The sequence below is a fragment of the Pedobacter sp. Leaf176 genome (genome assembly GCF_001424305.1).
Taxonomy (GTDB): Bacteria; Bacteroidota; Bacteroidia; order Sphingobacteriales; family Sphingobacteriaceae; genus Pedobacter.
On the sequence record NZ_LMPD01000003.1, the window covers coordinates 615,384 to 628,076 of the forward strand.

Sequence of the window (12,693 nt, forward strand, 5' to 3'; positions counted from 1 at the left end):
ATTACTTGGTGTTTTGTTCAAGCAAGCGTTGAACCTTTTTCTTAATTTTTGAATTTAATGGCTTTGTGAAAGGAAAAAAGTAATCCTCTACTTCGCCTTTCCGGTTGATGAGGTATTTATGGAAGTTCCACCTTGGCAATGAACTTAATTTTGTATTGAGTTTCTTATCGCTTAGAAATTGATAGAGTGGATGGGCATGCGCACCACGAACCAAAATTTTATCGAAAACAGGAAACTTAACGCCATGATTGATTTCGCAGAAGGAACTGATATCATTTCCATTGAGGGGTTCTTGTTTGCCAAAATCATTCGTGGGGAAGCCTAATATTTCAAAATCAGGATGGTTAATTTCATCCTTTAATTGTTGTAATTCACTAAGCTGGGGTGTAAAACCACATTCCGACGCGGTATTAACAATCAGAATAACTTTATTTCTGTAAGCAGACAAAAGTTGATCTTCGCCTGTAATTCTCTTCACCTTAAATGAATAGATATTAGGAACCGTTTCCTTCATTGTTAACCGTTATTGATAGAATCCAGAGGAGCGGATAATTGATTCAATATCCCTGTCCTCGTTCTTATCATAAGTACTTTTTAAATTATGGCCAACCACACGGGCGACAATTTGATAAGAGAAAGCAGCAAAGCCACCTTTTGTTTGTTTTACAATGTCATAGGTTGTCCGTCCAACCTCCCTGTCAATAAGTTTAGTTAATATCTGACCCTGGGTTATCGTTAAATCTTTAATCTCGCGATTAAACATATCTTTAATTTCTTTATCACACTGTTTAACAAGGCTTTTCTGGTCTTTTTTTTCAGGAGCTGTTAACAAATCCCTTTCCAGTTGTTCATACCTTCTTTTAGCAAATAATGCATAAGGCATTACTTTTAAAACATTGTAACGTAATCTGTTATAAGCAGCTTGTTCCTGTGGAGATTTCCATATTCTAGCAGCAAATATAGAAACATCATTAAGCTGCATCCATGGAATCATAATGCCATTATCATTTGTTGAAGCAACTCGAATGGTGTCCGTTTTCCCTAATTTTGGAAAAACAGGTGTGTTATTCTCCTGGGCTTTCAGTGAAACACCAAAAATCATGACAATAAACAGAATGATTAGCCCTTTTAATTTCATAAATTTATAGTTCAACAAAGTTAGGTGTTATTTCATATATTAGAAGTTTTACAAAACTAATATAAGTTTTATTCCATAATAAGACGCAATTTTTACGCAAAAAATACAAATGAAAACAGAGTTAGTGATCGATTTAGAAGCAGAGAAGCAGGAAATATTAAAACGATATAGGGCACTCCTCCGTGCAAGTAAATCTACTTTACAAAAGGGAGATAAAAAAGAGATAAGAAAGGCATTTGATATGGCGCTGGAAAGCCATAAAGACATGCGCCGTAAATCCGGAGAACCGTATATATACCATCCGATTGCAGTCGCTCAAATTGCAGCAGAAGAAATCGGCCTGGGAACAACATCAATTGTATGTGCTCTACTGCACGATGTAGTTGAAGATACCGACATAACGCTGGAAGACATTGAACGTGAATTTGGCAAGAAAACAGCCAAAATTATTGATGGTTTAACAAAAATATCAGGGGTATTTGATACAAATAGCTCATTACAGGCCGAGAATTTCCGAAAAATGTTGCTCACCCTTGCAGACGATGTCAGGGTAATTTTAATAAAGTTAGCGGATAGGTTGCACAATATGAGGACGATGGATTTTATGCCCCGGCATAAACAATTAAAAATTGCATCCGAGACAATATATTTATATGCACCCTTGGCCCATCGTTTAGGATTATATGCTATAAAATCGGAGCTTGAAGATCTTTCAATGAAATATCTTGAACCCGAAACATACAAGTTCATAGCGAAAAAACTAAATGAGAAAAAGGCGGAACGCAACATGTTTATAAAAAAGTTCGTCGAGCCAATTGATGAAATTATACATGAACAAGGTTTGGTAGCCGATGTTTATGGCAGACCTAAGTCAATCCATTCCATATGGAATAAAATGAAAAAGAAAAATATTCCTTTCGAAGAGGTGTATGATCTTTTTGCCATCAGAATTATTTTAGATAGTGCTTACGAAAACGAAAAAGCCGACTGCTGGAAAGCGTATTCAATAGTAACCGACTTATATCGCCCAAATCCCGACCGCTTGAGAGACTGGGTGTCGTCCCCGAAAGGTAACGGTTATGAATCGCTTCATACAACAGTAATGGGTCCACGCGGACAATGGGTAGAAGTTCAGATTCGTACACAAAGGATGAATGAAATCGCTGAAAAAGGGTTCGCCGCTCATTGGAAATATAAGGAATCCAGTAATGATAATGGCTTGGATCAATGGATTCAGAAGGTTCGCGAAATGCTGAATAATCCGGAAGCGAATGCTTTAGACTTTCTGGATGACTTTAAAATGAACTTATTCTCCGACGAGATTTTCATTTTTACGCCTAAAGGTGCTTTAATTCAGTTGCCATTAGGCGCAACAGCGCTCGACTTTGCATTTGAAATTCATACCGATGTTGGTGCAACCTGCATTGGTGCAAAAGTAAACCACAAACTGGTTCCCATATCTTATAAGTTACAAAATGGTGACCAGGTAGAAATTATTACGTCGAGCAAGCAAACACCTAAAGAAGATTGGCTGAACGTCGTTGTCACCGCAAAAGCCAAATCCAAAATAAAATCTTCACTAAAAGAAGAAAAAAGAAAAATTGCTGAAGCTGGAAAAGAGATTTTAGAACGTAAGTTGAAGTCGTTAAAAATCACTTATAACACAGATAACATTCAAAAAATCAGTTATTTCTTTAAATTACCATCTACACAGGAATTATTTGTAAATGTAGCACTGGGGAAGATAGAACTTAAAGACATTAAGGAATATTTATCCAGTGAAAAGGAAATAGAAAATCGCAGCCCCGAACGCCCTGAAAACCTAACGGTAGACATGGTTAAAACTAAAATGAAGGGTTCCGAGAATGACATTTTGCTCATCGGCGAAGACTTGCAAAAGATAGATTATACCCTGGCGGCATGTTGCAACCCGATTCCGGGAGATGATGTTTTTGGTTTTGTTACCGTTAGTGAAGGCATTAAAATACATAGAACAAATTGCCCTAATGCAGCACAATTAATGGCAAATTATGGCTACAGAATTGTGAAAGCAAAATGGAATAAACAGCAGGAATTAACCTTCTTAACCGGTTTGAGAATTGTAGGAATTGATGATGTTGGTTTAATTAACAACATCACCAAAGTTATTTCCAATGATTTTAAAGTTAACATGCGCTCGATTACAGTTGACACAAATGAAGGAATTTTTGACGGTTCGATAATGATTTTTGTTAATGACACGGAACATTTAGAAAATTTAATCAAAAATTTATTACAGGTTAAAGGAGTGACCGGAGTGACTAGATTTGATGCATAATTAGTCTGGAAGTCCGGAGTCCGATGTTGAAAGCCAGACTGCGGGATCGAATAGCAGTAAGTGTTAAATCAAATTGATAAGTGGACACCAAACTAAAGCGAATACTATGTTCGATGAATTGACAAAATATAAAAACAGCGACCATTTCTTCTTTCAAGCCACCGATGCTTTAAGCCAGGTATGCAATGCACCAACCAATCAACATGGAATTTATATCGTATACGCGTTAAAGCGTTAGCGAATCGAATTAGTTTATATTGGAAGGCCAGGAAGTATGAAACCTGAAGGTACGTTATTGATTTAAAAAACAGGTTGGGTGGAATAAAGAATGAGATTGTAAACGGTCATCAGTTTGGTGAAACTGCCAGACGAAAATCTGGACAATCCAAATGTTAAGTGAGGGCATTGAAGCTTTGGGTGTTTATTGGTATGTAACACATGGTATCAAGTTAAATGACTGTACAGGAGTAGTAGAATATAAGCTGTTCAAGCAATATCTCAACCCCCCAACCTTCCCAAACCGCTGAACGTTACATACTAGTGAAGTTTGAACTTCGTACCTCGCTCTTACTGACTTCCGACTTATTACAACATTTCAACAATCTTACAGTTGAACAATCAAACAATTTATATACCTTTGAGAGGAGTTTAAAAACTATGTCTGAACAAAAAACAAATGAGCTGGTTCGCAAGATTTTTGAGGCTTATTTAGAGAACAAAAATCTACGTAAAACACCGGAACGTTTCGCAATACTGGAAGAAATTTATTCCCGAAACGACCATTTTGATGTTGAAACCCTCTACATCCACATGAAAAACCAAAAATATCGTGTAAGTCGTGCTACGGTTTACAATACTTTAGAACTTTTGGTTTCCTGCGATTTGGTTACTAAGCATCAGTTTGGTAAAAACATGGCTCAGTTCGAAAAGTCTTATGGCTATCGCCAGCATGATCATGTTATTTGCATTGAATGTGGAAAAGTAGTAGAATTCTGCGATCCTCGTATCCATCAAATTCAAACCATGGTTGGCGACTTATTAAAATTCGATGTTAAACACCATTCATTAAATCTTTATGGCTTCTGCTCTGATTGCAGCATGGCCAGAAAAGTTAGCGAGAATGCTGCTTCTGCAGCGAAAGTTGTAGCAAATTAAATCAATACAAAAAAATAAAACCAAGCTTAATTTTTTAAATAATGACGCAAGTAGATGTACTTCTCGGCCTGCAATGGGGCGATGAAGGAAAGGGAAAAATCGTTGATGTTCTTAGTCCGAAATATGACCTTATTGCCCGTTTTCAGGGTGGCCCAAATGCCGGACATACATTAGAATTCGATGGCAAAAAATTCGTTTTAAATACCATTCCGTCAGGAATTTTTAACGAAAAAACCATGAACCTTATCGGTAATGGTGTTGTTATCGACCCAATTATCTTAAAAAGAGAGTTAGATAATTTGAAAAAAGCAGGTCATGATCCTGTTGCTGAAGGCAAATTAGTAATCGCACGTAAAGCACATTTAATTTTACCAACTCACCAATTATTGGATGCCGCTAACGAGGCAAGAATGGGTAAAAATAAAATCGGTTCTACACTAAAAGGAATCGGACCTACCTATATGGATAAAACCGGACGTAATGGTTTACGTGTTGGCGATACCACTCTACCTGATTTTAAGGAGCGTTACCAAAAACTAGTGGAAAAACACACTGAAATCCTTTCTCATTATGAAGGTTTTGAATACGAATTAGCAGAAAAAGAAGCATCTTTCTTCGAAGCAATCGAATTTTTAAAAACCATTCCACACGTAGACAGCGAACATTTTGTCAACGGTTATTTAAAAGAAGGCAAAGCTGTTTTAGCCGAAGGTGCACAAGGAACGTTATTGGATGTCGATTTTGGCTCTTACCCTTTCGTAACATCCAGCAACACTACAACTGCCGGAGCTTGCACAGGTTTGGGTATCGCCCCTAATAAGGTTGGCGCTGTTTACGGCATCTTTAAAGCTTATTGCACACGCGTTGGCGGAGGCCCGTTTCCTACCGAATTAGATAATGAAGTTGGTGAAAATTTGCGTGCTTTAGGTCATGAATTTGGTGCAACTACAGGTCGTGCACGCCGTTGCGGCTGGATCGATTTGCCTGCATTAAAATATGCCATCATGTTAAACGGTGTAACTGATTTAATTATGATGAAAGCTGACGTTTTAGATACTTTCGATACCATTTATGCTTGTACACACTACGAATATAATGGCGAAACAATCGACTATATGCCTTATGACATTATTTCAATCGAACCTAAACCAATACTGAAGGCTATTGATGGCTGGGCTACCGATGTAACTAAAATAACATCAATTGATGAAATTCCGGCTAAGTTAAACGATTATATCGCATTTTTAGAAAAAGAGCTTCAGGTGCCCATTAAGTTTCTTTCTGTAGGTCCTGATAGAGCACAAACTTTAGAATTACTTTAATATCTCCATTATCTATACCGTAGGGAAGAGATCTTTTAAGTTGATGCAATACTATAACATATGAGAAGCAATCCAATCGGGTTGCTTTTTTGTTTGCAGTAATAATAAATTTACCTTTGTTACCTCTTGGAAAATCAATTAAATTCATCCGATTTTAAGCAAAAAGCACTGCACTTTGCAAATCAATTTAACGTGTGCTGCTTTTTAGATTCTAATAACTATAAAGACGATTATTCCGAATTCGATTTTATTATAGCTTTCGGATGCAAAGCGGAATTAAATTCATCAGGAGGAAATGCTTTTGAATCGCTTAAAAGATTTTATGAAGACCATAAAAAATGGCTATTCGGTTTTTTTAGTTATGATTTAAAAAGTGAAGTTGAAGATTTAAAATCCAACAACCCGGATTACCTCCACTTTCCTGAACTTTATTTCTTTGTTCCAGAGTATTTCATTGCGAGTAAAAACAATAAAGTAAACGTAATTTTAGGTGACGAGTCCATCCTGCACCAAATTAATGACCTTGTCATTTCTGAGCAGAAAGTTTGGAATGATTTAACCATTAAAAGTAGATTCTCAAAAGAAGAGTATATTAAAAGTGTAAATATCCTGAAAGATCATATCGTCCGGGGTGATATTTATGAAGTGAATTTTTGCCAGGAATTTTTTTCTGAAAACGCAGCGATAAATCCCGTTCACACCTTTGAATTATTAAACCAGGTTTCCCCCACCCCGTTTGCAGGCTATTTCAAAGTTGATAACCAATATATCTTATCGGCAACACCAGAACGCTTCTTATGTAAACGCGGTTCTAAACTTATCTCTCAACCTATAAAGGGAACTGCAAGAAGAAGTTCTGATTTTGAAGAAGATGAACGAATCAAAACCCGGTTAAAAAATGATGCGAAAGAACAGGCGGAAAATGTAATGGTTGTTGATTTAGTGAGGCATGACCTGACAAAGTCTGCCGTAAAAGGATCGGTTAAAGTGGATGAGTTATTTGGAATTTATTCTTTTCCTCAGGTTCATCAGATGATTTCGACAATAAGTTGCAAACTAGACCCTAATATCCATTTTATCGATGCAATAAAAAATGCTTTCCCAATGGGATCTATGACTGGTGCCCCGAAGGTTAAGGCGATGGAATTAATCGAGAGATATGAAAATACTAAAAGAGGTATTTATTCCGGTTCCTTCGGCTGTATCAATCCCAACGGAGATTTTGATTTCAATGTGGTTATAAGAAGTATTCTTTACAATGCTTCAAATAAATATCTGTCCTTTCAGGTTGGAGGTGCAATTACTTTTCAAAGTGATGCTGAAGCAGAATATAATGAATGCTTACTTAAAGCGAGTGCTATATTAAAGGTTTTAGGGGATAACATTGTTCACTAGTCACTGATAACTAATAATTAGTGGGACCAGTATAACGAGAACCTTATTGTAGCAGTTAGATCCTATTCAAAAATAAAAAGGCGGAATTTCCTGCATCATGCAAAACTTTCCGCCTTCTTAACTCACAACTTTTAACTTTATTTTTTGTAATACTGCTGCGCTTCGGGTAAATATTTTTGAATCTGTGCAATACGTGTTGCATCACTTGGATGGGTACTTAAAAATTCTGGTGGTTTTTGGCCGCTTTGGGAAGCAGATGCCATTCTGTTCCAAAAACTTGTAGCGCTCTGTGGATTATATCCGGCCATAGCCATAAAAATCAATCCCAATCTGTCAGCTTCCAATTCTTGATTACGACTAAACTTAAGCATTGCAACCTGTCCACCAATACCATATCCCGCATTGAAAATGGACTGCGCCTGTGGATTTTTAGATAACGCTACCCCTGCCGCGGCACCTAAGCCTTGTGCAGCCATTTGTTGCGACATTCTTTCTGCAGAATGACCAGCAATTGCATGCGCAATTTCATGCCCCATAACAGTTGCTAAACCGGCATCGTCTTGTGTTACTGGCAAAATACCTGTATATACTACAATTTTCCCACCAGGCATGCACCAAGCATTTTTCTCATTATTTTGTACAACATTTACTTCCCATTTGTAATCCTTGATAAGGTTGCCATAGTTGTTGCTATTCATATAGTTTTGCACAGCTGTTATCAATCTGCTGCCAATTGTTTTCACTTTTAGTGCTTGTGCACTCGATGCGGGCAAAACAGTAGCCTTATTTTCATTTAAAAATTCACCGTAAGCCTGAAAAGCCATTGGTAAAACCTGATCGTTACTAACCAGATCTAACCTGCTACGGCCGGTTAACGGAACAGTAGAGCATGAATTAAATAGTAAAATACCAGCAATACCTGCGGTTAAAAATAATTTTTTCATAAATTTTTTAGTTAATGATTTTAAGCCCCTTGTTGGCAATCTTCCATATAACAGAAATAGTACCAATAAGTTTTAAAACGACGTTTTGTTTAATTAGCTCGCTTTCTTCTTAAAGAGGTATACCTTCGACTCCTTACCTTTAAGCAATCGTTCAAGATTCTTCTGATGCGTTACTAAAATCAGGATGCAGACTACCATGCCATACAAGACTTCAGATTTTATAGATACCTGAAAAAGAAACACAATACTCAGTGGAAACGTAAATCCTGCACATATCGAACTAAGGGATACATAGTTCGTTACAAGTAATACAAAAACAAAAATAAGAACGCATAGCATTGATGCCTCGAAGTGAACTGCTAAAATCATTCCAAAAAGAGTTGCAACACCTTTGCCTCCTCTAAAGCCAGCAAAAACCGGAAATAAATGTCCAATAACAGCAGTAACACCTAATGCGAGTTGGTAGTTAACAAATTGTGCAGAATTTTGGGGACCTGTTACCGACATACCAATGAGGTAGGCCAGGTTGGTTGCGGTGTAACCCTTGGCAATATCGATAATCATGACGGCTATACCTGCCTTTTTGCCTAAAACACGAAAAGTATTAGTAGCACCAGCATTCCCACTTCCATATTCTCTAACATCTACCCCATAAAAAGCCTGTCCTAGCCATACTGCTGTGGGAATTGAACCAAAGAGGTAAGCAAATAATAAGGCTGTGAGAGAATAAACCGTAACCATAGCCTACAATGATACAAAAAATAAGCTTTTCTTTATATAGGAGTCCACAGTTTAAAATGCTTTTAAACTCATATCAAGGCTTTTTACAGAATGCGTAAGCGCCCCCATTGAAATAAAATCTACACCACAAGACGCGTATTGTACAACGTTCTCTTCTGTTATCCCGCCTGATGCTTCGGTTATAAAACGTCCATTAATCAGATCAACTGCAGTTCTTAAATCCTGAAAACTAAAATTATCAAGCATAATTCTATCAGCACCTCCGGCTTCGATTACTTGATCTAATTCAACTAAATCTCGTACCTCAATTTCAATTTGAAGCAGTTTGTTATGATCAGTCAGATATTTTCTTGCAGCATTCAAGGCATTACTTATACCGCCAGCATAGTCCACATGGTTATCCTTAATCAAAACCATATCGTATAGACCAGTCCTATGGTTTACGCCCCCACCTATTCTCACCGCCCATTTTTCCAAATAACGCATGCCGGGTGTTGTTTTGCGGGTATCTAATAATTTTGTTTTGGTACTATTCAGTAAATTAACAATCCGATGGGTTTTGGTTGCTATACCGCTCATTCGCTGCATACAATTTAAAACTAAACGTTCTGCTATTAGTATAGCATGCGTACTTCCTGAAACCGTTAAAGCAATGGAGCCTACCTTCACTTCAGATCCATCGCCAATCAGAACATCTACTGCCAATGAGGAGTCAACTTCGTTAAATATTTCTACAGCCAGCTCAACACCCGCTAAAATACCGTCTTCTTTAATCAATAATTTCGCTTTGCCTTCAGTTCCCTGGGGAATAGTTGCGAGTGACGTGTGATCGCCATCGCCAACATCTTCGGCGATTGCGTTTTTTATAAATTGTGATATAAGTTGCTTATCCAAAGTTTAGGAATTAGTCCCCAAAAATAGAAATATTTATCAGGCTATCCTCACCTGTTTTGTAGAATTAAAAAGATTTAGATTGAAGTTGCCACATTAATCCTTTGCAGGCTCTATTCGGAGTTCAGTAATTAAAAATGAGGTATTAAATTTTTTCATAGTGATAGAAACCCTGAAAGTTTCTTTAGAAGTGCTTACCAGGATTACACCAAATCTATAATTCTGACTGTTATTTATTCTATGAAAAATACTTGTTTTAACAGGGCTATGTTTGCTAAAAAAATCTTTTAAGATTTGCTCCCCCTGTGCTTTAGAATATACATCTTCCTCATCAATTATAATTAGTTCAATGGTTGGCGCAAAATTCTTGGCAATTTCTTTTGAATTTCCGGACTTAAAATAGGAGGATAAATCGTCGATAATATCCGCCTGCCAGCTCACAGAACGACATATTGGTGCAATTGCTATAATGAGTAAAAATAAGCTTCGGATCATTTCTGTAGTATATAATGGTCCGTATAGCTAAAATTATGCCATTAGCATATCAAAAAAAGGATTTCTTAATTTGCATAAGCGTCAATAAACTTATATTTGCTTCATAAAACGTCTTTAACAAACATACATGCAATGAAAATGTTTTAGAGTTGTTTAAATTTTTGTCAGGTGATAAATGTTCACCCTAATGCCATTGATTAAATAAAATACAATTTAAATGAAAAATAAAAAACTTGCACTAATAATTCTTGACGGTTGGGGTTATGGAAAACACGATAATTCTGATGCCGCATATGCTGCCAATACACCTTTTTTTGATTCTTTATTAGTGAAATATCCAAATTCAAAGCTAGAGGCATCGGGAGAAGCCGTTGGACTGCCTGCAGGACAAATGGGTAATTCAGAAGTAGGGCACATGAATTTGGGTGCGGGACGTGTTGTTTATCAGGAGTTAGGGAGAATAAATAAATCCATTCAGGACAGAGCCTTACATAGCGATCCTACTCTGGTTAGCGCTTTTGATTATGCTAAGAAAAATAATAAGGCAGTTCATTTTATCGGCTTAGTTTCTAATGGAGGTGTACATGCACACATAGAACATTTAAAAGCGCTATGTGATGCTGCAAATGAAGCTCAAGTCCCTAATACATTCATTCATGCTTTTTTAGACGGTCGCGACACCGATCCGAATTCTGGTTTAGGATTTATAACTGATTTACAAAATCACATTCAGGGCAGCAATGTCAAATTAGCCTCAATGGTGGGCCGTTACTACGCAATGGATAGAGATAACCGGTGGGAGCGTGTTAAACAGGCATATGATGTCATGGTTAACGCAGTCGGTGAAAAAACAATGGATGCTTTAGCGACAATTAAAAAATCTTATGATGATGGTATCACCGACGAATTTATCAAACCGGTTGTTTTAATTCAGAGTAATGGTGAACCCGTAGCAATAATTCAAAAAGATGATGTTGTTATTTGTTTTAATTTTCGTACGGACAGAGGCCGGGAGATTACAACGGCCTTAACTCAAAAGGATTTTCCTGAACAACAAATGCAGAAATTGCCTTTGTACTACGTTACAATGACAACATATGATGAAAGTTTTAAAGGCGTAAATGTAATTTTCACTAAAGATGATTTATCGCATACTATTGGAGAAGTTTTAGCAGGAAGCGGTAAAAATCAAATCAGAATTGCAGAAACTGAAAAATACCCTCATGTAACTTTCTTCTTTTCGGGTGGACGTGAAACTGAATTTGCCAATGAAAAACGAATATTAGTTCCTTCACCAAAAGTTGCGACATATGACTTACAACCCGAGATGAGTGCTGCAGGAATAACCGAGGCCATTACACAGGAAATGGAAACCGGCTGGCCCGACTTCATCTGCTTAAATTTTGCAAACCCAGATATGGTCGGCCATACAGGCGTTTTTTCAGCTGTCGTAAAAGCAGTGGAAACCGCTGATAAATGTGCTGAAATTGTCGTTAAAAAAGGCCTCGAAAACGGTTACTCTTTTATATTGCTGGCAGACCACGGCAATTCAGAATTTATGGTTAATGGCGACGGATCTCCAAATACAGCCCATACAACAAATCTGGTGCCCTGTATTTTAATTGATGACGAATATAAAAGCATAGCAGATGGGAAACTTGGTGATATCGCACCAACGGTACTAAAAATTCTAAACGTAGAAATTCCTGAGGAGATGACGGGAAACATTTTGGTGTAATGAATAAAAAATTAATTCTTTTTCTATTTACATTATGCTTTTTTGGCTGTAATCAGCGGGAAGAATTCAAAGCCAGTACTGGTTTGTTGTACTTTGATGTCGATGGCTTCTTTAAACAAGAAGTTGCGAGGCTGAAGAAAGTAAATCCTGAGGTTGTTAAAGAAGTTTCAGTTAACGGCACAACTGAACAGAGCGCGATACATATTCCCAATTGGGAAAAGGAGCTTGCTATTTTTTCAAATGCCGACATCAATAAAGCTTCGTGGAAAGGCAGTTTTGAAATTCAAAAAACTGAAAATACAGAAAGCTATACTTCAAACAATAAACGGATTCCTGTTAAAAAAGTCTTAGTTTATAGATACCATTCGAAAGTTAATAAACTGGAGATAATTATATCAAATAAAAACATTTTATACAGTTCCGGAGATACTTTGCTATACTATCCTGACAGTTTATATCAAATTAAAAAGCATCAGAAAATCAAATTGATGAAAGCAAAAACCTATGGGGTTACAGGTAGGTTTAAACAAAAAAAGGCCTGAAAATAATTTCAGGCC

The 12,693-nt window shown here is 37.0% G+C and carries 12 protein-coding genes; 6 read left to right on the top strand and 6 right to left on the bottom strand.

The genetic code is table 11. The annotated features are described in order from the left end of the window. Position 1 precedes the first annotated feature (1 nt). Both ASF92_RS11445 and ASF92_RS11450 read right to left on the bottom strand, forming a co-directional pair. Complete coding sequence (locus tag ASF92_RS11445; protein WP_056092615.1) at positions 2-514, bottom strand: glutathione peroxidase; 513 nt, start codon at positions 512-514, stop codon at positions 2-4. 9 nt (positions 515-523) lie between these two features. Next, complete coding sequence (locus tag ASF92_RS11450) at positions 524-1,138, bottom strand: DUF4294 domain-containing protein (protein WP_056092618.1); 615 nt, start codon at positions 1,136-1,138, stop codon at positions 524-526. Positions 1,139-1,247: 109 nt separating this feature from the next. On the opposite strand from ASF92_RS11450, the gene ASF92_RS11455 reads away from it, so the two are divergent. The 4 genes from ASF92_RS11455 to ASF92_RS11470 all read left to right on the top strand — a co-directional run bounded on the left by ASF92_RS11455 (position 1,248) and on the right by ASF92_RS11470 (position 7,327). Beyond that, the gene (locus ASF92_RS11455) at positions 1,248-3,455 is read left to right on the top strand and encodes a bifunctional (p)ppGpp synthetase/guanosine-3',5'-bis(diphosphate) 3'-pyrophosphohydrolase (protein ID WP_056092621.1); all 2,208 of its coding nucleotides are present in this window, start codon (positions 1,248-1,250) and stop codon (positions 3,453-3,455) included. Between the two features lie 657 nt (positions 3,456-4,112). Further along, positions 4,113-4,610, top strand: coding sequence for a Fur family transcriptional regulator (locus tag ASF92_RS11460; RefSeq protein ID WP_056092626.1), 498 nt, complete (start codon positions 4,113-4,115; stop codon positions 4,608-4,610). A gap of 41 nt (positions 4,611-4,651) precedes the next feature. After that, positions 4,652-5,932, top strand: coding sequence for an adenylosuccinate synthase (locus ASF92_RS11465; RefSeq protein WP_056092630.1), 1,281 nt, complete (start codon positions 4,652-4,654; stop codon positions 5,930-5,932). Positions 5,933-6,058: 126 nt separating this feature from the next. After that, the gene (locus ASF92_RS11470; RefSeq protein WP_056092633.1) at positions 6,059-7,327 is read left to right on the top strand and encodes an anthranilate synthase component I family protein; all 1,269 of its coding nucleotides are present in this window, start codon (positions 6,059-6,061) and stop codon (positions 7,325-7,327) included. A gap of 137 nt (positions 7,328-7,464) precedes the next feature. Here ASF92_RS11470 and ASF92_RS11475 read toward each other — a convergent pair whose 3' ends face one another. The 4 genes from ASF92_RS11475 to ASF92_RS11490 all read right to left on the bottom strand — a co-directional run bounded on the left by ASF92_RS11475 (position 7,465) and on the right by ASF92_RS11490 (position 10,398). Beyond that, positions 7,465-8,271 (bottom strand): M48 family metallopeptidase, encoded by an 807-nt coding sequence (locus ASF92_RS11475; RefSeq protein ID WP_056092636.1) that lies wholly within the window; start codon positions 8,269-8,271, stop codon positions 7,465-7,467. Between the two features lie 93 nt (positions 8,272-8,364). Continuing rightward, complete coding sequence (gene plsY, locus ASF92_RS11480; protein WP_056092639.1) at positions 8,365-9,012, bottom strand: glycerol-3-phosphate 1-O-acyltransferase PlsY; 648 nt, start codon at positions 9,010-9,012, stop codon at positions 8,365-8,367. Positions 9,013-9,063: 51 nt separating this feature from the next. Beyond that, positions 9,064-9,906: a carboxylating nicotinate-nucleotide diphosphorylase gene (gene nadC / locus ASF92_RS11485; RefSeq protein WP_056092642.1), complete on the bottom strand. Its 843-nt coding sequence runs from the start codon at positions 9,904-9,906 to the stop codon at positions 9,064-9,066. A 93-nt stretch (positions 9,907-9,999) separates the two neighbouring features. Then, positions 10,000-10,398 carry a DUF4783 domain-containing protein gene (locus ASF92_RS11490; protein ID WP_056092648.1) on the bottom strand — a complete coding sequence of 133 codons (399 nt, stop codon included), beginning with the start codon at positions 10,396-10,398 and terminating at the stop codon, positions 10,000-10,002. 217 nt (positions 10,399-10,615) lie between these two features. Between ASF92_RS11490 and gpmI the strand changes: the two genes are divergently transcribed. Both gpmI and ASF92_RS11500 read left to right on the top strand, forming a co-directional pair. Next, positions 10,616-12,136: a 2,3-bisphosphoglycerate-independent phosphoglycerate mutase gene (gpmI, locus tag ASF92_RS11495; protein WP_056092653.1), complete on the top strand. Its 1,521-nt coding sequence runs from the start codon at positions 10,616-10,618 to the stop codon at positions 12,134-12,136. Further along, on the top strand, positions 12,136-12,678 hold the full coding sequence (locus ASF92_RS11500) for a hypothetical protein (RefSeq protein WP_056092656.1): 543 nt from the start codon (positions 12,136-12,138) through the stop codon (positions 12,676-12,678). Before gpmI ends, ASF92_RS11500 begins: the two co-directional genes overlap by 1 nt. Positions 12,679-12,693: the final 15 nt, after the last annotated feature.